This is a genomic window from Achromobacter sp. 1014246743 (genome assembly GCF_059760725.1).
Genome location: NZ_JCBANA010000079.1, coordinates 1 through 21,969 on the forward strand (window position 1 = coordinate 1; position 21,969 = coordinate 21,969).

15 protein-coding genes and 1 pseudogene are annotated in these 21,969 nt (G+C 66.6%); 13 read left to right on the forward strand and 3 right to left on the reverse strand.

Annotated features, from left to right (window positions below):
- Nucleotides 1-138: 138 nt before the first annotated feature.
- The 11 genes and pseudogenes from pbpC to AC6LJ2_RS25545 form a co-directional block, all read left to right on the forward strand.
- A pseudogene (gene pbpC / locus AC6LJ2_RS25495) lies at nucleotides 139-2,247 on the forward strand (penicillin-binding protein 1C); the annotation flags it as partial.
- Nucleotides 2,248-2,302: 55 nt separating this feature from the next.
- Complete coding sequence (gene clpA, locus AC6LJ2_RS25500) at nucleotides 2,303-4,612, forward strand: ATP-dependent Clp protease ATP-binding subunit ClpA (RefSeq protein ID WP_263910971.1); 2,310 nt, start codon at nucleotides 2,303-2,305, stop codon at nucleotides 4,610-4,612.
- A gap of 4 nt (nucleotides 4,613-4,616) precedes the next feature.
- Complete coding sequence (locus AC6LJ2_RS25505) at nucleotides 4,617-5,942, forward strand: paraquat-inducible protein A (RefSeq protein WP_263910969.1); 1,326 nt, start codon at nucleotides 4,617-4,619, stop codon at nucleotides 5,940-5,942.
- 71 nt (nucleotides 5,943-6,013) lie between these two features.
- Entirely contained in the window at nucleotides 6,014-7,678 is a 1,665-nt protein-coding gene (locus AC6LJ2_RS25510) for a PqiB family protein (RefSeq protein WP_263910967.1), read from the forward strand.
- 4 nt (nucleotides 7,679-7,682) lie between these two features.
- Complete coding sequence (locus AC6LJ2_RS25515; RefSeq protein WP_263910965.1) at nucleotides 7,683-8,393, forward strand: PqiC family protein; 711 nt, start codon at nucleotides 7,683-7,685, stop codon at nucleotides 8,391-8,393.
- 183 nt (nucleotides 8,394-8,576) lie between these two features.
- The gene (gene putA, locus AC6LJ2_RS25520; protein WP_498152446.1) at nucleotides 8,577-12,398 is read left to right on the forward strand and encodes a trifunctional transcriptional regulator/proline dehydrogenase/L-glutamate gamma-semialdehyde dehydrogenase; all 3,822 of its coding nucleotides are present in this window, start codon (nucleotides 8,577-8,579) and stop codon (nucleotides 12,396-12,398) included.
- Between the two features lie 188 nt (nucleotides 12,399-12,586).
- The gene (locus AC6LJ2_RS25525) at nucleotides 12,587-13,732 is read left to right on the forward strand and encodes a branched-chain amino acid ABC transporter substrate-binding protein (RefSeq protein WP_263910963.1); all 1,146 of its coding nucleotides are present in this window, start codon (nucleotides 12,587-12,589) and stop codon (nucleotides 13,730-13,732) included.
- 232 nt (nucleotides 13,733-13,964) lie between these two features.
- Nucleotides 13,965-14,816 carry a branched-chain amino acid ABC transporter permease gene (locus AC6LJ2_RS25530; protein WP_498152451.1) on the forward strand — a complete coding sequence of 284 codons (852 nt, stop codon included), beginning with the start codon at nucleotides 13,965-13,967 and terminating at the stop codon, nucleotides 14,814-14,816.
- A complete protein-coding gene (locus AC6LJ2_RS25535; RefSeq protein ID WP_263910961.1) occupies nucleotides 14,813-15,901 on the forward strand; it encodes an ABC transporter permease subunit in 1,089 nt (362 codons plus the stop codon). Before AC6LJ2_RS25530 ends, AC6LJ2_RS25535 begins: the two co-directional genes overlap by 4 nt.
- Complete coding sequence (locus AC6LJ2_RS25540; RefSeq protein ID WP_263910960.1) at nucleotides 15,898-16,698, forward strand: ABC transporter ATP-binding protein; 801 nt, start codon at nucleotides 15,898-15,900, stop codon at nucleotides 16,696-16,698. Before AC6LJ2_RS25535 ends, AC6LJ2_RS25540 begins: the two co-directional genes overlap by 4 nt.
- Nucleotides 16,695-17,432 (forward strand): ABC transporter ATP-binding protein, encoded by a 738-nt coding sequence (locus tag AC6LJ2_RS25545; protein WP_498152447.1) that lies wholly within the window; start codon nucleotides 16,695-16,697, stop codon nucleotides 17,430-17,432. The genes AC6LJ2_RS25540 and AC6LJ2_RS25545 overlap by 4 nt, the downstream gene beginning before the upstream one ends.
- 31 nt (nucleotides 17,433-17,463) lie before the next feature.
- Here AC6LJ2_RS25545 and AC6LJ2_RS25550 read toward each other — a convergent pair whose 3' ends face one another.
- Entirely contained in the window at nucleotides 17,464-18,747 is a 1,284-nt protein-coding gene (locus tag AC6LJ2_RS25550) for an MFS transporter (protein WP_498152448.1), read from the reverse strand.
- 103 nt (nucleotides 18,748-18,850) lie between these two features.
- Here AC6LJ2_RS25550 and AC6LJ2_RS25555 point away from each other — a divergent pair, with 103 nt between their 5' ends.
- Both AC6LJ2_RS25555 and AC6LJ2_RS25560 read left to right on the forward strand, forming a co-directional pair.
- Nucleotides 18,851-19,480, forward strand: a complete 630-nt coding sequence (locus AC6LJ2_RS25555) for a TetR/AcrR family transcriptional regulator (protein ID WP_498152449.1) — start codon at nucleotides 18,851-18,853, stop codon at nucleotides 19,478-19,480.
- Between the two features lie 183 nt (nucleotides 19,481-19,663).
- A complete protein-coding gene (locus AC6LJ2_RS25560; protein WP_263910954.1) occupies nucleotides 19,664-19,885 on the forward strand; it encodes an XRE family transcriptional regulator in 222 nt (73 codons plus the stop codon).
- A gap of 83 nt (nucleotides 19,886-19,968) precedes the next feature.
- Here the strand turns inward: AC6LJ2_RS25560 and AC6LJ2_RS25565 are convergent, their stop codons facing one another.
- Both AC6LJ2_RS25565 and AC6LJ2_RS25570 read right to left on the reverse strand, forming a co-directional pair.
- Nucleotides 19,969-21,258, reverse strand: a complete 1,290-nt coding sequence (locus tag AC6LJ2_RS25565; RefSeq protein WP_498152450.1) for an Nramp family divalent metal transporter — start codon at nucleotides 21,256-21,258, stop codon at nucleotides 19,969-19,971.
- A 120-nt stretch (nucleotides 21,259-21,378) separates the two neighbouring features.
- On the reverse strand, nucleotides 21,379-21,804 hold the full coding sequence (locus AC6LJ2_RS25570; protein ID WP_263910952.1) for an OsmC family protein: 426 nt from the start codon (nucleotides 21,802-21,804) through the stop codon (nucleotides 21,379-21,381).
- Nucleotides 21,805-21,969: the final 165 nt, after the last annotated feature.

The following is a 21,969-nucleotide window of genomic DNA, read 5'->3' on the forward strand; positions in this document are numbered from 1 at the left end:
CACTGCTGAATAGATAAAGAGATTAAAAACATCCATACCACGTTTAATTCTAGTTGATTTTTTTTTTTTTTTTTACAAACAGAGGACGCAATACGAGAGGGACCAACAGGTCTGGGGGGCTGGGAGATGTGAAAAAGAGACAGCCTGTCTCCCTTCCCCCCCATCGATCCCGGCGGCGCGGCGGTGGGGGCCGCCGCCGCCGCCACGCCCCTGCGCAACTATCCCAGCCGTGACGGCATCTGGCGCTACCCGGTCAAGCCGGACCAGGTGTCGCCGTACTACCTGGATACGCTGCTGACCTACGAAGACCGCTGGTTCTACTGGCACCCCGGGGTCAACCCCGTGGCGCTGGCGCGCGCCGGCTGGCAATGGGCCACCAACCGCCGCATCGTCTCGGGCGGATCGACCCTGACCATGCAGGTGGCGCGGCTGATCGACCCGCAACTGGCCGGCAAGCCGTCGCGGTCGATGGCCGCCAAGCTGCGCCAGGCCTGGCGCGCCGTGCAGCTGGAAATGCACTACAGCAAGGACGAGATCCTGTCGCTCTACCTGACCCACGCGCCCATGGGCGGCATCGTGGAAGGGGTGGAGATGGGCTCGCGCCTGTGGCTGGGCAAACCGGCGCGCGATCTCAGCCCGGCCGAGGCCGCCATGCTGACCGCCTTGCCGCAGGCGCCGTCGCGGTTGCGGCCGGACCGCCATCCCGAGGCCTCGCAGGCCGCGCGCGACAAGGTGCTGGACCGCATGGTGGAACTGGGTCGCTGGACGTCGGCGCAAGTGGCCGATGCCAAGATCGAACGCGTGGTCGCGCCGCCGCTGCGGGCCCGCTGGCTGGCGCCGCTGGCTGCGCAGCGCCTGTTGCAGGAGGCCGGCCGCAAGACCGGCGGCCCGCGTCGCCCCGGTTCCCGACCGCCGCTGCTGACCTCCACCCTGGATGCCGACATGCAGGCCGCGGTCGAGCGCATGCTGCTGGACCGGGTCGACAACCTGCCGCCCAAGGTGTCCATGGCCGTGTTGGTGATGGACAACGATTCCCTGGAAATCAAGGCCTACGCCGGATCCGCCGATTTTGCCGATGATTCCCGATACGCCCACGTGGATATGGTGCGTGGCGTGCGCTCGCCGGGTTCTACTCTGAAGCCTTTCCTGTACGGCCAGGCGCTGGACGACGGGCTGATCCATTCGGAAAGCCTGTTGATCGATGCGCCCATGTCGTTCGGCGGCTACGCACCGGGCAACTTCCAGGCGGCGTTTTCGGGCCCGATCAGCGTATCCCAGGCCTTGCAACGCTCGCTGAACGTGCCTGCCGTGGACCTCCTGGACCGGGTCGGACCCAGCCGTTTTGCGTCGGTTATGCTCAAAGGCGGCGTCTGGTTACGAATGCCTGCCGGCGCCGAGCCCAATCTGAGCTTGATTTTGGGCGGGGGCGGCACCACATTGGAAGAACTGGTGGGCGCTTACCGGGCCCTGGCCCGCGGCGGCATCTCCGGCCGGCCGCGGCTGCGTCCGGAGCAGCCGCGGGTCGAGTCCCGTATGATTAGTGCTGGCGCCGCCTGGATTGTCCGGGACATCCTCGAAGGCGGCGGCCACCCGGACAGGCCGTTCTACCAGTCGGGAAGCCCGGCTCGGCAACTGGCCTGGAAAACCGGGACAAGTTTTGGTTTCCGGGACGCCTGGGCCATCGGCGTGACCGACAGCTGGACAATCGGAGTATGGGTCGGCCGCCCGGACGGCACCCCGAACCCCGGATTTTTCGGGGCGAATGTGGCGGCGCCGCTACTGCAGGACATCGTGGCGGCGCTACCAGAGGGCGCGCTGCACGTCCGCGTCCGGCCCGACACGGTGCAGGCCGTCGTGACGTGCTGGCCGCTGGGCTACAAGCTGGGCAGCGTGCCGTCGGGCGCATGCCCGGAACAGCGCGCCGCCTGGGCCCTGAATGAAACGGTGCCGCCGTCGTTTGCCGGCTACGCCGACGCGTCGCAGGGGCCGTTGCGGCTGGGGGGCGTGGCCACGGGTTCGGTGTTGCGGCCCGTGCCAGGCAGCAAGCAGGTGGCGCTGGATGTGGATGTGCAGGGCGCCGAAGGCGAAGTATGGTGGATGCTCGACGGTCGCGTGGTTGGCCATGGCGCGTCGGGTCGTTCGTTTAATCTAGTGCTGGCGCAAGACGGCCGGTATACGCTTACCGTCATGGACTCGCAAGGCCGCCACGATAGTGTGGTTTTTGAAATCGCTGGCGTTACGCCATGATCGGCATAGAATATGAATCGTGTATTTGACCGCTTCGATGCGTTACGGAGGAAGCGTGATTTCCCAAGAGCTTGAAGTCAGCCTGCATATGGCTTTCGTCGAGGCCCGTTCGGCCCGGCACGAATTTATTACCGTCGAGCATCTGCTCTTGGCGTTGCTCGACAACGCTTCGGCAGTCGAAGTGTTGCGCGCCTGCGCAGCCAACCTGGACGACCTGCGCCGTAACCTGCGCCAGTTCGTTTCGGAAAACACCCCGGTGATTCCCAGCGGCGCAGAAGTCGACACGCAACCGACCCTGGGTTTCCAGCGCGTGATCCAGCGCGCAATCATGCATGTGTCCGCGGGCGGCACCGGCAAGAAGCCGGTGACGGGCGCGAACGTGCTCGTGGCCATTTTCGGCGAAAAGGATTCGCACGCCGTGTACTACCTGCAGCAGCAGGGCGTCACTCGGCTGGACGTCGTCAATTTTCTGTCGCATGGCATTACCAAACAGCCACAGGTGGAGTCCGCCGCCGTGCAGAAAGAGCAGCAGACCAATGGTGAAGAGCAGGGCGAATCGCGCCAGTCGCCGCTGGACCAGTACGCGACCGATCTGAACGCCGCGGCGCTGGCGGGCCGCATCGATCCGCTGATCGGGCGCGAGCACGAAGTCGAGCGCGTGATCCAGGTACTGTGCCGCCGCCGCAAGAACAATCCGCTGCTGGTCGGCGAGGCCGGTGTGGGCAAGACCGCCATCGCCGAAGGCCTGGCCTGGCGCATCACGCGTGGCGAAGTCCCTGAAATCCTGCAGGCCGCGCAAGTGTTCGCGCTGGACATGGGCGCGCTGCTGGCGGGCACCAAGTACCGGGGCGATTTCGAGCAGCGCCTGAAGGGCGTGCTCAAGCAGATCCGCGGCAACCCTGACGCGATCCTGTTCATCGACGAAATCCACACGCTGATCGGCGCCGGTTCGGCCTCGGGCGGCACGCTGGACGCGTCCAACCTGCTCAAGCCGGCCTTGTCCTCGGGCCAGCTCAAGTGCATTGGCGCGACCACGTATACCGAATACCGCGGCGTCTTTGAAAAAGACCACGCGCTGTCGCGCCGCTTCCAGAAGATCGACGTGCCCGAACCCAGCGTCGAACAGACCGTGCAGATCCTGCGCGGCCTGAAGAGCCGCTTCGAAGAGCACCACAACGTCCGCTATTCCGCCGCCGCGCTGTCGGCCGCCGCGGAACTGTCGGCGCGCTTCATCAACGACCGCCACCTGCCTGACAAGGCCATCGACGTGATCGACGAGGCCGGGGCCGCGCAGCGCCTGTTGCCGCGTTCGCGCCAGAAGAAGGTGATCGGCAAGGTCGACATCGAAAACATCGTTTCCAAGATCGCGCGCATTCCGCCGCAGTCCGTCTCCAACGACGACCGCAGCAAGCTTGCCACGCTGGATCGCGACCTGAAGACCGTGGTCTTCGGGCAAGACAACGCCATCGACGCGTTGGCGGCCGCCATCAAGATGGCGCGCTCGGGCCTGGGCAAGCCGGAAAAGCCGATCGGCGCCTTCCTCTTCTCCGGTCCTACCGGGGTGGGCAAGACCGAAGTCGCACGCCAGCTGGCGTTCACGCTGGGCGTCGAACTGCTGCGCTTCGACATGTCCGAATACATGGAACGCCATGCGGTGTCGCGCCTGATCGGCGCGCCTCCGGGGTATGTCGGGTTCGACCAGGGTGGCCTGCTCACCGAAGCCATCACCAAGCAGCCGCACTGCGTGCTGCTGCTCGATGAAATCGAAAAGGCCCACCCGGACGTCTTCAACATCCTGCTGCAGGTCATGGACCACGGCACGCTGACGGACAACAACGGGCGCAAGGCAGACTTCCGCAACGTCATCCTCATCATGACGACGAACGCGGGCGCCGAAACCTTGAACCGTCCGTCCATCGGTTTTGCCAACTCGCGCGTGGTGGGCGACGAAATGGCGGAAATCCGCCGCATGTTCACGCCCGAGTTCCGCAACCGCCTGGACGCGATCATCCCGTTCGCGCCGCTGGACCGCGAGATCATCCTGCGCGTGGTCGACAAGTTCCTGATGCAGCTCGAAGACCAGCTGCACGAGCGTCGCGTGGAAGCCGTGTTCACCACGCGCCTGCGCGACCACCTGGCCAAGGAAGGTTTCGACCCGCTCATGGGGGCCCGTCCGATGCAGCGCCTGATCCAGGACACCATCCGGCGCGCGCTGGCCGACGAGCTGCTGTTTGGCAAGCTGGTCGACGGCGGCACGGTCACGGTCGATCTGGACGAGGCCAACAAGGTCACGCTGGACTTCGACGACCACGGCAAGCCACCGTCGGCCGCGCCCGACAAGCAGGAAGTCGAGCTGATCGACTAGGCCCATGACCGACGCGGACCGCCAGCCGCTGATCGAGTGCGAACACTGCGCAAGCATCTATCGCCGACATCAGCTTGAACCTGGCGAGACCGCCAATTGCGCCCGCTGCGGTGCCACCCTGTGGCGCTACAGCGGGCTTACTTTGTCCAATTGGCTGGCGCTCGCTATTTCCGCCCTGATCATCTTCGGCGTGGCCAACGCCTACCCGGTCGCATCGATGTCGGTGCAGGGCATGGTGCAGCAGGCCTCTCTGCTGGATGCCATTTCCATCACCTGGCGCCAGGGTCACTACATCGTCGCCATCATGACCGGGCTGGCGGGTTTCGCCTTGCCGCTGTTGCAGCTGACCGTGCTGCTGTGGGTGCTGGGCCCCTTGTCGCGTGGCGTGGAGCCCGCCGGGTTCCAGGGCGCGATGCGCCTGTTGGGCTTGCTGCGGCCCTGGTGCATGGTGCCGGTGTTTTTGCTGGGCGTGCTGGTGGCGGTGGTGAAGCTGGCCGGCATGGCCGCGGTGTCGCCCGGCATCGGCCTGGCCGCCTTCGGCATCCTGACCATCCTCTTGACCATGCTGGGGCGGCTGACACCGCATGTGCTGTGGCGCTACGCGGAATCCGCCGAGGTCGTGCCGGTGCACGTGCCCGAGGCAGGGCCCGACGTGGTGCTGACCGGCTGCCACGTCTGTGGCCAGGTGCAGGCGCTGCCGCGCGAGGGCGATCCCGAAGCAGAACACCATTGCGTGCGCTGCCACGCGGTGGTGCACTACCGCAAGCCCGACCATCTGGCCCGTACGTGGGCCCTGTTGCTGGCGGCCGTGGTGTTCTATATTCCGGCCAATGTGTTGCCCGTCATGAAGGTCAGCTCGGTGCTGGGCGACAGCGCCCATACCATCCTGGGCGGCGTGGTCGAACTCTGGAACATGGGGTCGTGGGACATTGCGCTGATCGTCTTCATTGCCAGCGTGGCGGTGCCGCTGACCAAACTGCTGGCGCTGATCCTGCTATTGTTGACCGAACAATGGCGCAGCACGACGAACCTGCGGCCGCGCACGCGGCTGTATGAGATGGTCGAGTTCATCGGCCAATGGTCGATGCTGGACGTGTTCGTGGTGATATTGCTGGCGGCCCTGGCGGACTTCCAGGGCCTGATGGAAATCAGCGCCGGCGGGGGTGCCGCGGCGTTTGGGGTGGTGGTCATCCTGACCATGCTGTCCGCCATGAGTTTTGACCTGCGGCGCAGCTGGGACCTGGAAGGCACCAGCGAGATCGACATGGATCCGCCCGTGGCCGGCAGGCGGCGAGAGCCGGCGTCTGCCGCGGGCACCGAAATGGGCTGACGCATCCGGCCGGCCGCCTGCGGGGCGGGGCTGTACCGCGTTTACCGACCAAGAAGAAAAGGAAAAAACAGATGTCCGACCAAGCACCTGGATCTGGTGAAGAGAAGTTTGCGTCACCGACCATTTCGCGCAAGCGCAAGAGCCGGATCTCATGGATCTGGCTGGTGCCCGTGGTTGCCGCGCTGATGGGCCTGTCGCTGGTGGTGCGCACCTGGATGCAGGCCGGGCCGGATCTTTCCATCGAATTCAACACCGCCGAAGGGCTGGAAGTCGGCAAGACCCAGCTGCGCTACAAGGACGTGAACGTCGGCACGGTGAAGTCCATCGGCTTCAACAGCGACCGCAGCAAGGTCGTGGTGCAGGCGGAACTGTCGCGGGAAGTGGCCGACCTGGCCCGCGAAGGCACCAATTTCTGGGTGGTGCGCCCGCGCCTGGACGTCAGCGGCGTGTCCGGACTGGGCACGCTGCTGTCCGGTGCCTACATCGGCGTGGACGCCGTGGAAAGCAAGGATGGCGCCAAGAAGGCCACCAAGCTGCACTTCGTGGGCCTGGAGACGCCGCCTGCCGTGACGCACGACCGCGCCGGCAAGCGCTTCAAGCTCAAGGCGTCGGACCTGGGGTCCCTGGATATCGGTTCGCCGGTGTATTTCCGGCGCATCAATGTGGGCCGGGTGATCGGCTATGCGCTCGACAAGACCGGCGACGCCGTGAACGTCGAGGTGTTCGTGGACGCGCCCAACGACAAATACGTCACCAATGGCACGCGCTTCTGGAACGCCAGCGGCGTGGATTTCAGCGTCAATGCCGACGGCCTGAAAGTACGCACCCAGTCGCTGGTGTCGATGGCGGTGGGCGGCGTGGCCTTCGAACCGGTCTACAGCGCGCGCGACGCCGCGACGCCGGCGCCGGCCGATGCGCGTTTCGAGCTCTATGCCACGGAAGCGGCCGCCAAGGCCAATCCGGATGGCGAGGCCTTCCCGATCCGCATGCGCTTTGATCAGTCGATCCGTGGCCTGTCGGTGGGCGCATCGATCGATTTCTCCGGCATTACGCTGGGCAACGTCACGCAGATCAACCTGGACTTCGACCCCGTCAGCAAGCGCTTCTATTCGCTGGTGGACGCGACGCTGTATCCGGAACGCCTGGGTCGGGTCTACGAGGAAGTGCGCGCCCGCGCCGTCGAAGACGGCGAAGAGGCCGGTGGCCGCCTGCTGGGCATCTTGATCAAGCATGGCCTGCGCGCCCAGTTGCGCACCGCCAACCTGCTGACCGGCCAGCTGTACGTCGTGCTGGACGACTTCCCCAACGCCAAACCGGTGGACTTCAAGATGTCCAGCCCGGCCCTGATCCCGACCGTGCCGGGCAACCTGGACCAACTGCAGCAGCAGGTCAGCAATATCGTGGCCCGCATCGACAAGATTCCGTTCGACAAGATCGGCGAGGACCTGCGCACCACGCTGTCCAGCACTTCCAAGCTGATGACGCGCCTGGACAAGCAGGTGGCGCCGCAGGCGCAGGGCGTGCTCAAGCAAGCCCAGGAATCGATGGCCAGCCTGAACGCGCTGCTGGCGTCGGACGCCTCGCTGCCGGTCAACGCCGAGAAGGCCATGCAGGAATTGAGCCGCGCGGCACGCTCGTTGCGGGCGCTGGCCGACTTCCTGCAGTCGAACCCCGAATCGTTGCTGCGCGGCCGCGGCGACGACCCGATCCCCGGCGCCGGTCCGGTCAGGAACTGAACCCATGCATATCCTTCGCTCCCGATCCTTCCGCTCACCCCTGGGCACGTCCGCCCGGCAACTATCCCGCGGCGCGCCCGCGCTGGCGCTGGTCGCGCTGCTGGCCGGTTGCGCCTCGTCGCCGCCGGTGCATTACTACACCCTGCAGGGGCCGTCGGCGCCCGCGCCCGCCGTGCCGCGTGCGGCAGCGCCTTTCCTGATCGATGTGCAGAGCGTCAACGTGGTGGCCCAGGCCGACCAGCCGCAGTTGATGGTGCGTACGGGCGACGGCAGCGTGTCGGCGCTGTATTCCGAGCGCTGGACCTCGCCGCTGGGCGACGAGATCCGCGGGGCGCTGTCCGATGCGCTCAAGCATGACCTGGGTGCGCTGGACGTGCAGGTGGTCAAGCCGGGGCCTGTCGCGCCGGTCTGGCGGGTGCAGACCGACGTGCAGCGGTTCGATCTGGTCGCGGATCGCATGGCGCAGCTGGATGCGACCTGGCGGGTGCGGCCGGTGAACCTGAAGGGCACCGGCCTGCTGTGCCGCAGCGTGGTCACGGTGAACGTGTCCGACGCCGCCGCGGGCGCGCCGACCTCGGGCGTGCCCGGCCTGGTCGCGGCGCAGCAACGCGCCGTGGTGGCGCTGGCCGGCGCCATGGCGTCCGCCATTCGTGGGCAAACGCCGGACAGCGGCGGCGTGGTGCAGATGCTGGGGTGTTCGCCGCTGCCGGACTGAATCGGCCGTCCCAAAAAAGGGTCAGGGTGGATGTCAAAAACCCGCCATGATCTCAACCGGTTAACCCTAGGGTTAACCTTAGTACAAACCCGGTTGCAACCTGATTAGCATACGGTCCTACCGATGCCGGGCCTCTCTGTGGGCCCGGTATGACCTTTGCCATGCGACAGGAAGCAATCTCTTATGGCCAGCACCACCCTCGGCGTCAAAGTCGATGACGCGTTACGCGACCGCCTGAAGGCCGCCGCGCAAAAGCTCCACTGCACGCCGCACTGGCTGCACAAGCAGGCAATCCTTGCCTACCTGGACAAGATCGAACGCGGCCACCTGCCCGCCGAAATGTCCCACCTGGGCGGGGAAGAGGGCGCCGACGACGAGGGTGGCGAACATCCCGCCGCGGCCACGCCGCCATTCTATGAATTCGGCCAGGACGTGCAGCCGCAATCGGTGCTGCGCGCGGCCATCACCGCCGCCTATCGCCGCCCCGAGCCCGAATGCGTGCCGTTGCTGCTGGGCCAGGCCCGCATGCCGAACCTGGAAAAGGTGCATGCGATGGCCACCGACCTGGTCAAGAAGCTGCGCGGCAAGCGCACAGGCGGCGGGGTCGAGGGCCTGATCCAGGAATTCTCGCTGTCCAGCCAGGAAGGCGTGGCGCTGATGTGCCTGGCCGAGGCGCTGCTGCGCATTCCCGACCGCGCCACGCGCGACGCGCTGATCCGCGACAAGGTTGCCCGCGGCGACTGGAAATCGCACATGGGCGGTTCGCAATCGCTGTTCGTCAATGCCGCCACCTGGGGCTTGATGATCACGGGCAAACTGGTGGCCGTGAGCAGCGAGCAGTCGCTGTCCAAGGCGCTGACGCGCCTGATCGGCAAGGGCGGCGAGCCGCTGGTGCGCAAGGGCGTGAACATGGCCATGCGCATGATGGGCGAGCAGTTCGTGTCGGGCCAGACCATTTCCGAAGCGCTGGCCAACAACCGCAAGATGGAAAGCCGCGGTTTCCGCTATTCGTACGACATGCTGGGCGAGGCCGCCACCACGGCCGAGGACGCCGACCGTTATTACGCCTCGTACGAGCAGGCCATCCACGCCATCGGCAAGGCTGCGGCCGGCCGGGGCATCTATGAAGGCCCGGGCATTTCGATCAAGCTGTCGGCGCTGCACCCGCGCTATTCGCGCGCCCAGCGCGAACGCGTCATGGCCGAACTGCTGCCGCGCGTGAAGGCGTTGACGATCCTGGCACGCAGCTACGACATCGGCCTGAACATCGATGCCGAGGAAGCCGACCGCCTGGAAATCTCGCTGGACCTGCTGGAAGCGCTGTGCTTCACCCCTGAGCTGGAAGGCTGGAGCGGCATCGGTTTCGTCATCCAGGCCTACCAGAAGCGCGCCCCGTTCGTGATCGACTACGTCATCGACCTGGCTCGCCGCAGCCGCCACCGCGTGATGGTGCGCCTGGTCAAGGGCGCCTACTGGGACAGCGAGATCAAGCGCGCCCAGGTGGATGGCCTGGAGGGCTATCCGGTCTACACGCGCAAGGTCTATACCGACGTGGCCTACCTGGCCTGCGCCCGCAAGCTGCTGGGTGCGCCGGAAGCCGTTTACCCGCAGTTCGCCACGCACAACGCCTACACCCTGGCGGCGATCTACCAGCTGGCCGGCCAGAACTACTATCCGGGCCAGTACGAATTCCAGTGCCTGCACGGCATGGGCGAGCCGCTCTATGACGAAGTGGTGGGCCCGCTGGCGCAGGGCAAGCTGAACCGTCCATGCCGCATCTACGCACCGGTCGGCACGCACGAAACCCTGCTGGCCTACCTGGTGCGCCGCCTGCTCGAAAACGGCGCCAACACCTCGTTCGTGAACCTGATCGGCGACGACACCATTCCGGTCGAGACGCTGGTCGCCGATCCGGTGGAGGCGGCCTCGCGCATCGTGCCGCTGGGGGCGCCGCACGAGAAGATTCCGCTGCCGCGCGAGCTTTACGGCAATCCGCAGCAAGGCGCACGCGCCAATTCGGCGGGCCTGGACCTGAGCAACGAACATCGCCTGGGGTCGCTGTCGGCCGCGCTGTTGACCAGCGCCGCTACGCCCTGGCGCGCCGCGCCGATGCTGGGCGAGGGCGCCGAGGCCTGGGATGCGGCCCGTGCGATCGAAGTGCGCAACCCCGCCAACCTGCGCGACGTGGTGGGCCACGTGATCGAGGCCAATGGCGACGAGGCCGAGGCCGCCTTGCGCGCCGCGGCCAATACCGCGCCCATCTGGCAATCGACCCCGGTGGCCGAGCGCGCCCAGTGCCTGCGCCGCGCCGCGCAGCTGCTGGAAGAGCAGATGCAGACCCTGCTGGGCCTGATCGTGCGCGAAGCCGGCAAGTCCTTGCCCAACGCCATCGCCGAGGTGCGCGAGGCCGTGGACTTCCTGCGCTACTACGCGGACCAGGCCGAGCGCGAGTTCGACAACGACACGCACCGCCCGCTGGGCACCGTGCTGTGCATCAGCCCCTGGAACTTCCCGCTGGCCATCTTTACCGGCCAGGTGGCCGCCGCCTTGGCGGCCGGCAATACCGTGCTGGCCAAGCCCGCCGAGCAGACGCCGCTGATCGCGGCGCAGGCGGTGGCGATCCTGCGCGCGGCCGGCGTGCCGGCCGGCGCCGTGCAATTGTTGCCCGGCCGCGGTGAAACCGTGGGTGCGCAACTGGTGGCCAGCCCCGGCATACGCGGCGTGATGTTCACCGGGTCCACCGACGTGGCCCGCATCATCGCACGCACGCTGGCGGACCGCCTGGACGACGACGGCCACACCATTCCGCTGATCGCCGAAACCGGCGGCCAGAACGCGATGGTGGTGGATTCGTCGGCGCTGTCCGAACAGGTGGTGTTCGACGTGCTGAGCTCGGCCTTCGATTCGGCCGGCCAGCGCTGTTCGGCACTGCGCGTGCTGTGCGTGCAGGAAGACAACGCCGACCACGTGCTGACCATGCTGCGCGGCGCGATGCGCGAGCTGAGCGTGGGCAACCCCGACCGCCTGTCGGTCGACGTGGGGCCGGTGATCGACACCGAAGCCCGCAACGGCATCCAGCGCCATATCGATGCCATGCGCACGGCGGGCCACCGGATCGACCAGGCCGAGCTGAATGGCGAATGCCGCCAGGGCACCTTCGTGGCGCCCACCATCATCGAGATCGACTCGGTCAGCGAACTGACCCGCGAGGTGTTCGGCCCGGTCCTGCACGTGGTGCGCTACAAGCGCGAGGAACTGGACGCCTTGCTGGACGCCATCAACGGCACCGGCTACGGCCTGACCTTCGGTGTGCACACCCGCATCGACGAGACCATCGCCCACGTGACCGGCCAGGTCCATGCAGGCAACGTCTACGTCAACCGCAATATCGTGGGGGCCGTGGTGGGCGTGCAGCCGTTCGGCGGCGAATGCCTGTCGGGTACGGGTCCCAAGGCGGGCGGTCCACTCTACATGTACCGCCTGCTCGGGACGCGGCCTGCCGGCCTGCCGCCCGCGCTGGATCCGGCCGCACCCCTGCCGCAGCGCATTGCGCTGCCGGGCCCCACGGGCGAGACCAATACCTATATGGTCGAGCCGCGGGGCGCCGTGTACTGCGTCGCCGCCACCGAGGCCGGTGCGCGGGCGCAGTGGTCGGCGGCGCGCCTGACGGGCAACCATGCGTGGTTCGCGGACACGCCGGCCGCACAGGCGCTGCTGGCCGGGCTGGATGCCGAGCAGCAGGGCCAGGCCGGCATCCTGGCCGATGCCGAGGTCGACCAGGCCGATTACCAGGCGGTGCTGTTCGAGGGCGACGGCGACGCGCTGCGTGCGTTGAACCAACGCATCGCACAGCGTCCTGGCGCTATCCTGGCGGTGCATGGACTGACGTCGGATGCGCTGGCGGCCGGCGCCGCCTACGTGCCCGAACGCCTGTTGACCGAACGTTCCATCAGCGTGAATACGGCTGCGGCCGGCGGCAACGCCAGCCTCATGACCATCGGCTGAGCGTGACCGAGGGGTAACCCTTGGGCAACCAAGGGTTATCTCCAATATCTAGCGAGGTTGCACTGGAAGCAAAATCCGGTCGCACCTGAAGTTCGATTGCGGCAACCCGGCAATTGGATTCAAACAGAAAAGCCTGGCCCAAAAGCCCAGGAATAACAAAGCCTCATCCGACATACCGGAGGATACCCATGAAGTTTCGCACCACTTTGAAGCTTGTCGCCGCCGGCATCGCGGCCGCCAGCATGGCCGCCGCCGCCCAGGCCGCCGACGTCAAGTTCGGCTTTGCCGCACCGCTGACCGGTCCCCAGTCGCACTACGGTGAAGACATGCAGAACGGTCTGAACCTGGCGATCGAAGAAGCCAACAAGAAGGGCATCAAGGTCGACGGCCAGCCCGCCAAGTTCGTGCTGGTCTCGCGCGACGACCAGGCCGACCCGCGCGTGGGCGTGCAGGTCGCGCAGCAACTGGTCGACGAGAACGTCGTCGGCATCCTGGGCCACTTCAACTCGGGCACCACGATCCCCGCGTCGCGTGTCTACCATGAAGCCGGCCTGCCGCAGATCGCCATGGCCACGTCGCCCGAATACACCAAGCAAGGCTACGAAACCACCTTCCGCATGATGACCAGCGACACCCAGCAGGGCGCCGCGGTGGGCAAGTTCATGGTGCAAAGCCTGAAGGCCAAGAAGGTCGCGATCATCGACGACCGTACCGCCTACGGCCAAGGCCTGGCAGACGAAGTCGAGAAGGCCGTCAAGGCTGCCGGCGGCCAGGTGGTTCGCCGCGAATACACGACCGACAAGGCCAACGACTTCACGGCCATCCTGACCAACATCAAGGGCTCGGCGCCCGACGCCATCTTCTACGGCGGCCTGGATGCGCAGTCCGGTCCCATGAAGCGCCAACTGGCCACGCTGGGACTGAAGTCGCCGCTGGTCTCGGGTGAAATGACCCGCAGCGACACCTTCATCAAGCTGGCCGGCGACGCCGCCGACGGTACCTTCGCCTCGCTGGCCGGCGTGCCGCTGGACAAGATGGCCGCAGGCAAGGACTTCGAAAAGCGCTACCAAGAGCGCTTCAAGAAAGCCCCCGGCGTCTACGCGCCCTACGCCTACGACGGCGCCTGGAACATGATCAGCGCCATCGAGGCGGCTGGCACGGCCAAGCCCGAGAAGTACCTGCCGGAACTGGCCAAGCTGAACCGCAAGGGTGCTACCAGCGAACACATCGCCTACGACAAGAGCGGCGACCTGAAGGAAATCTCGGTCACCATCTACGAAGTCAAGAACGGCAAGTGGGAGATGGTCGAGACGATGGTCAGCCAGGCCAACTGAGGCTGCTGCACCCGGCCAGGGCGGCCGCGCCGCCCCTGGCCACTGACACCCGCCCGCGCCGCCCGGCGCGGGGGCGCGCCACAAAGGTGGCGGCCCTGCGGGTGCGCCGCGTGCGAGATGCGCGCGATTTTTCCAGGCTTATTCTGCGGCCCCTATGGATATCTTCATTCAACAACTGATTAACGGCGTCACGCTAGGCAGCGTGTACGCCCTGGTCGCCCTTGGCTACACCATGGTGTACGGCATCATCGGGCTGATCAATTTCGCGCATGGCGATGTCGTCATGATCGGCGCGATGGCGGCGACGACGATCGCCATCTCGCTGGTGGGCGGCGATCCGTCCACGTCCGCGTTCGTGGTGCTGGGCCTGGGCCTGCTGGTGTCCGTGCCGCTGTGCATGGCGGTGGGCTGGACGGCCGAGCGCGTGGCCTATCGGCCGCTGCGCCGTGCGCCGCGCCTGGCGGCGCTGATCACCGCCATCGGCGTGTCGATCATCCTGCAGAACGTGGCGATGATGGGCTGGGGCCGCAACTACCTGAACTTTCCGCAGGTGCTGACGCCGCAGGTGTTCGAGATCTTCGGCGCCCGCATGAGCACGCTGCAGATCGCCATCGTCGCGATCGCCGCGATCATCATGGGCGGGCTGCTGGCCGTGGTGCACAAGACCCGCCTGGGCACCGCGATGCGCGCCACCGCGCAGAACCGCGAAGTGGCCGGCCTGATGGGCGTGAACATCAATACCGTCATTTCGGCCGCGTTCCTGATCGGTTCGGCGCTGGCCGCCGTGGCCGGCATGATGGTCGCGACCTACTACGGCGTGTCGCAATACACCATGGGCTTCATGCTGGGCCTGAAGGCCTTCACGGCCGCGGTGCTGGGCGGCATCGGCAACCTGGTCGGCGCGATGGCCGGCGGCCTGTTGCTGGGCATCATCGAGTCGCTGGGCGCCGGTTACATCGGCGACCTGACCGGCGGCTTCCTGGGCAGCCACTACCAGGACGTGTTCGCGTTCTTCGTGCTGGTGCTGGTGCTGATCTTCCGTCCGTCCGGCCTGCTGGGCGAACGCGTGGGAGACCGGGCATGAGCGGCGCCATCAAACACAGCGGGCTGTCGACCCGCAACCTGATCGGCATTGCGCTGATCGGCATCGTGCTGGCGGTGCTGCCGTTCGTGATCGGCATGGCCGGCCAGAGCTGGGTCCGCATCCTGAACTTCGCGTTGCTCTACGTGATGCTGTCGCTGGGCCTGAACATCGTGGTGGGCTTTGCCGGCCTGCTGGACCTGGGCTACATCGCGTTCTACGCGGTGGGCGCCTACACCTGGGCGCTGCTGGCTTCGCCGCATTTCGGCCTGCACCTGCCGTTCTGGGCGATCCTGCCGATCGCGCTGGCGGTGGCGTGCCTGTTCGGGGTGCTGCTGGGGGCGCCGACGCTGAAATTGCGGGGCGACTACCTGGCCATCGTGACGTTGGGCTTTGGCGAAATCATCCGCATCTTCCTGAACAACCTGAACGCGCCGGTCAACATCACCAACGGGCCGCAGGGCATCAACCGCATCGATACGTTCAAGGTGGGCGAATTCGCGTTCGGTCGCACCGAAAGCCTGCTGGGCATCCGCGTGACCGGGCCGGAAAAGTACTACTACCTGCTGCTGGCGCTGACGCTCATCATCATCCTGGTGTGCGTGCGCCTGCAGAATTCGCGCATCGGCCGCGCCTGGGAAGCGATCCGTGAAGACGAGATCGCGGCCAAGGCCATGGGCATCAACACCCGCAACATCAAGCTGCTGGCCTTTGCCATGGGCGCCTCGTTCGGCGGCGTGGCGGGCGCGCTGTTTGCGTCGATGCAGGGTTTTGTCAGCCCCGAGAGCTTTTCGCTGATGGAATCCATTTCCATCCTGTGCATGGTGGTGCTGGGCGGCATGGGGCATATCCCTGGCGTGATCCTGGGCGCCCTGATCCTGGCCGCGTTGCCCGAATTCCTTCGGGCCGTGGTCGAGCCGGTGCAGCACATGCTGTTCGGCGCCGTGGTGCTGGACCCCGAAGGCATCCGCATGTTGCTGTTCGGCCTGGCCATGGTGTGCGTCATGCTGTTCCGCCCCGCGGGCCTGTGGCCTTCGGCCGTGCGCAAGCGCGAGCTGGCCACCAAGACCCAGGGAGGTGCGGCATGAGCAAACTGCTGCAAGCCCAGGGACTGGGCAAGCGTTTCGGCGGCCTGCAGGCCTTGTCGGACGTCAGCTTCGATATCGAGCAGGGCGAAATCTACGGCCTGATCGGCCCGAACGGCGCGGGCAAGACCACGCTGTTCAACGTGCTGACCGGCCTGTACATCCCCGAAGACGGTTCGTGCACGTTCAACGGCCAATCGATGTCGGGCAAGAAGCCGCACGAGGTGGCCTACGCGGGCCTGGCGCGCACGTTCCAGAACATCCGCCTGTTCGCCAACCTGAGCGCGATCGAGAACGTGATGATCGGCCGCCACATGCGCACCCGCGCCGGCGTGCTGGGCGCCGTGTTCCGCACCCGCGGGGCGCGCGCCGAAGAGGCCGCCATCGAGGCCCGCGCGCAGGAATTGCTGGACTACGTGGGCATTGGCCACCGCGCCAACGACGTCGCGCGCTCGCTGCCCTACGGCGACCAGCGCCGCCTGGAAATCGCCCGCGCGCTGGCCACCGACCCCAAGCTGCTGGCGCTGGACGAGCCGGCCGCCGGCATGAACGCATCGGAAACCGTGGTGCTGCGCAAGCTGATCGAGAAGATCCGCGGCGACGGCGTGACGGTGCTGCTGATCGAACACGACATGAAATTGGTCATGGGCCTGTGCGATCGCGTGCTGGTGCTGGAGTACGGCAAGGTGCTGGCCATGGGCAAACCCGCCCAGGTGCAGCGCGACCCCAAGGTCATTGAAGCGTATCTGGGCGCGGGCGCCGCCCAGGATCCGCTGATTCATCAGGAGCGCCCGGCATGACGACGGCAAGCAAACCCCTATTGGAACTGCGCGGCCTGCAGGTCGCGTACGGCGGTATTCGCGCGGTGCGCGGCATCGACCTGCGCGTGGACGAAGGCGAGCTGGTCTGCCTGATCGGTGCCAACGGCGCCGGCAAGAGCACGACCCTGCGCGCCATCTGCGGCCTGGTGCCGCTGGCCGGCGGCGAAGTGCTCTACGGCGATAAGTCCATCGGCGGCCAGAAGTCGCACGAACTGGTGCGCCAGGGGCTGGTGATGGTGCCGGAAGGCCGCGGCATCTTCGGCCAGCTGACCATCGAGGAAAACCTGGCGATGGGCGCATACATCCGCCGCGATGCGGCGCAGGTTCGGCAGGACACGGATCGCGTGTTCACGCTGTTCCCGCGCCTGGCCGAACGCCGCAAGCAGGCTGCCGGCACCCTGTCGGGCGGCGAGCAGCAGATGGTGGCCATGGGCCGTGCCATGATCGCGCGCCCCAAGCTGTTGCTGCTGGACGAGCCGTCCATGGGCCTGGCGCCGCTGATGGTCGAGAAGGTCTTCGAGGTGGTGCGCACCATCGCCAGCGAAGGCGTGACGATCCTCTTGATCGAGCAGAACGCCCGCCTGGCGCTGGAAAACAGCCATCGCGGCTACGTGATGGAATCCGGCGAGATCACGCTGTCGGGTCCGTCGCGCGAAATGCTGCATGATCCGAAGGTACGTGCGGCGTACCTGGGTGAAGTCGAAGAGGGGTAAAAAAAGCCGGCGCAAGCCGGCTTTTTTTACCTCAGGCGGGTTGCACCACGACCCGCTCACGCCCGATCAGCAGGGCGATGACGGCGGCGATCAGACCCGTGGCGCCGGCGGCGACGAACGCCATCAGGTAGCTGCCTTGCGATTCGCGCACCAACCCCGCCATCCAGGCCGCGCTGGCCGCGCCCAGTTGGTGGCCGGCGACGATCCAGCCAAACACGATGGGGGCCTCGCGGTCGCCGAAGGCCTCGGTGGCCAGGCGCAGCGTGGGCGGCACGGTGGCGATCCAGTCCAGGCCGAAGAACACCGCGAAAATCGCCAGGCTGTAGAACGAAAAGTCGGAATACGGCAGGTAGATCAACGCCAGCCCGCGCAGCGCGTAATACACGAACAGCAGCTTGCGCGGATCGTAGCGGTCCGTCAGCCAGCCCGACGCCGTGGTGCCGAACAGGTCGAAGATGCCCATGATCGCCAGCAGGCCGGCGGCCTGCACTTCAGGCATGCCGTGGTCGCCGCAAAGCGCGATCAGATGGGTGCCGACCAGGCCGTTGGTGGTGAAGCCGCAGATGAAGAAGGTGGCGAACAGAAACCAGAATGTCCGGGTCCTGGACGCTCGCGCCAGGGCGCCGAAGGTGGCGGCGACCATGCCGGTGCGCGGTGCGGCCGGGGCAGGCGGGGCATGCGGATCGCTGCCGAACGGCACCAGGCCGACGCTGGCGGGGCGGTCGGGCACCAGCCACCAGGCCAGCGGCACCAGCGCGGCGGCTGCGGCAGCGACGGTCCAGACGACGCGGGTCCAGTCGCCGGACGAGGCCAGTGCGGCCAGCAGCGGCAGGAAGATCAGCGTGCCGGTGGCGGTGCTGGCGGTGAGCAGGCCCATCATCAGGCCGCGATGCTTGGTGAACCAGCGGTTGACCACGGTGGCGCCCATGACCACGGCCACGGCGCCCGAACCAATGCCCGAGAACACGCCCCAGGTCATCAGCAGGTGCCAGGGCTGGGTCATGTAGGCGCTGACCGCGCTGGAGGCGGCCATCAGCGACAGCGAGAAGATCAGCACGCGGCGCAGGCCGAAGCGTTCCATCGCCGCCGCGGCGAAGGGCCCTACCAGGCCATACAGAAAGATGCCGACGGCGGCGGCGAACGACGTGGAGCTGCGGCTCCAGCCGAAGCTTTCCTCCAGCGGCACCAGCAAGACGCTGGGCGAAGATCGCAGGCCGGCCGACACGAGCAGGGCCAGGAAGACCACCGCGACGACGACGAAAGCGTACTTTTGACCGGCGTGGCGAAAGGGGATGGGGGGGTGGGCTATACTCATGTTACTGACCGGTACGTATTGAGGTTTGCGAATAGTACGTACCGGTCAGTAACATCGTCAAGTGCTTTTTTGACGGCCCTGTTTACAGGAAAGGAGTATTCGCATGGCCAGTAAATCCGGGGCGGCGGGCAAGGCGTCCGCCGCGGCGTCCCACGCCAAGCCGCTGCTTGCGGCCGACCGCATCCGCAAGACCGCGCGCGAGATGTTCTACCGCGACGGCATTCGGGCGGTGGGGGTAGATGCCATCGTCAACCAGGCTGGCGTCACCAAACCCAGCCTGTACCGCAGTTTCTCGTCCAAGGACGAGCTGGCCGCGGCCTATCTGCGCGACTACGACGCCGAGTTCTGGGGGCGGTTCAATGCGGCCTGCGATGCTCATCCGGGTGATCCGCGAGCCCAGTTGCACGCGTATCTGTCGGGGCTGGGCGTGCGTGCGGTGCAGAACGGCTACCGCGGCTGCGGCCTGACCAACGCGGCGGTCGAGTACCCCGAGGCCGGCCACCCCGCCCGCGTGGTGGCGGTCGAGCACAAGGTGGAACTGCGGCGTCGCTTGACCGCGATGGCGGCGGAAATGGGCGCGCCGGATCCCGAGGCGCTGGGCGACGGGCTGCTGCTGCTGATCGAAGGCGCGTTCGTGTCCAGCCAATTGTTCGGTGAAGGCGGGCCGGCCGGGCGCGTGGCAGAGATGGCCGACAAGCTGATTGCTACCCATCTGGGCTGCCAGCCAGGCTGATAGCTGGCTGTTGCGTTGCACAAAAATGGTGCCGGATATGGTGCCTATGCACCATCATGGTGGTGTTTGTACCCATTGCGCAACGGCGAAAATAATGTCAGGCAATTTATATTGCGACGCAGCAAACGCGGGTCTAACATGAAGTCGTGTTGTTCCCCATCGCGCTTTCTCAAGGAGAGAATCATGAGCGATACCGCGTTGAAAAATGCCCGCATGTCGGATGCGCTGGAGCGGTCCCTGATCCGCGAGGCCATCAAGGCGGAAACCCTGTCCGGCCCGTTCTCGCGGATGGGCTGGCGCCGGCTGAAGCTGCGCCTGGCCAAGCTGGGTGGCGCCGTCGGCGAAGTGCTGCACGACATGGACGCCGGCCGCCGCCAGCACCCGGTCGTCTCCGCCCGTCGTTGATTTCGCGGCAGGGCCCAAAAGAAACGCCAGCGCAAGCTGGCGTTTTTCTTGGGCGGGCCGACAGCGTCGCCGTCGGTGCAGGATCACACCACCATGTCCACCAGCAGGTAGCCATCGAGCAGCACGATGCCGACGGTGGCGATGACGGCGGCCCAGGCCCAGGCACCGCGCAGCGCATGGCGGCCCATCAGGCGCTTGCGGCAGGCCAGCAGCACCAGCGGACCCAGGGCGAAGGGCAGGGCCAGGCTCAGGATGACCTGGCTCAGCACCAGCAGTTCGTCCGGATCCTGGCCGCCGGTGAAGATCAACAGGCCCACGGCGGCCGCGCCCGCGATCAGCCGCGTGGCCAGCGCGCGGCGGCGGTCGGACCAGTTGCTGCGCACCTGGAAGCCGTGCGACAGGATGCGGCCGGCCAGTACGCCGGTGATGGTGGAGCTTTGCCCCGCGGCGTACAGCGCCACGGCGAACACGATGGCGGCACCGATGCCCAGCGTGTGACCGATGACGGCGTGCGCATCATCCAGGCTGGACACGATCATGCCCGAACCGGACAAGGACGCCGCGGCAACGATCATGATGGCCGAGTTGATCAGCATGGCCACGCCCAGCGACACCAGCGTGTCGTTGCGTGCCACCCGCATGGCCATGTCGCGGGCATCGGCCGGCAGCGCCCGGGCGCGCTGCGCGAGCGAACCGGAATGCAGGTACAGGTTGTGCGGCATCAGGGTCGCGCCCAGGATGCCCAGCGCGATCAGGAAGCCCTGCGGGTTGCGCAGCGCCTGGCCCGTCTGGGTGATGCCGTGCGCCACTTCCGTCCAGGCCGGGTTGGCCTTGAACAGCAGGAACACGAACGAGGCCGCCACGATCGACAGCAGCACGGCGATGACGCGTTCATGCCGGTCGGCGTTGCCGCGGGTCAGGGCCAGCACGGCAAACGTGCCCACGCCCGTCACGGCCACGCCGCCGATCAGCGGCAGGTCGAACATGAGGCGCAGCGCGATGGCGCCGCCGATCAGCTCGGCCAGCGCGGTGGCCAGGATGGCGGCTTCGCCGGCCAGCCAGGCCGCCTTGGACAAGCGCGGGGAAAGATGGCGGGCGGTGAGGGTGGCCAGGTCTTCGCCGGTGGCCAGCGCCAGGCGCGATACCAGCACCTGGAAGCCCAGGGCCAGGATGGCCGACGCAATCACGACCAGCAGCAATCCATAGCCAAAGCCGCTGCCGCCGGCAATGTCGGTGGCCCAGTTGCCCGGGTCGATGTAACCCACGGCCACCAGGATGCCTGACCCGACCACCCGGCGCAGGTTGGCCGTCACCTGGGCGTCTTGCGCGTACGCCGCCTTGCCGCCAGAGATCGCATAAATGAATCGGGTCATGGATTTTCCTGAGAATGGTTCTCATTTTCCATGGCTCAGGCATGACCGTCAAATTGATTTTCAACAAGCCCGGGATAGGGCGGCCCAATGGCGCCGCCCTATCCGGGCCTGGCGGGTCGATCAGGACTTGAGCTTGGCGTCCATGGTGATCTTGGCGTTGAGCACCTTGGAAACGGGGCAGCCCTTTTCAGCCTTGCGGGCGGCGTCTTCGAAGGCCTGGGCCGTGGCGCCGGGGATGACGGCTTCGACGGTCAGGTGCACGGCGGTGATGGCAAAGCCATCGTCGGCCTTGTCCAGCGTGACTTCGGCCTTCGTGTCCAGGCTTTGCGCCACCAGGCCGGCTTCGCCCAGGATGTTGGACAGCGCCATGGTGAAGCAGCCAGCGTGGGCGGCGCCCAGCAGTTCTTCGGGGTTGGTGCCCGGGGTGTCGCCAAAGCGGGTATTGAAGCCGTAGGGCTGGCTCTTGAGCGCGCCGCTCTGCGTGGAAATCGTGCCCTTGCCCGTCTTCAGATCGCCCGACCAGGCGGCGGTTGCGGTTTTCTTCATGCGTTGACTCCTGTAGAGGGGAACGCGCCCGTCACGGACGCGTCCGGTGGGGGAGGCGGGCCGCAGGGCGGCGCCGCGCAATGCCGAATGGGCAACGTTCATGATACGGCGGTGGCGGCGCGCGGATGTTCAAACCGGCCCCACACAACGGCAAGCCGATGTAAC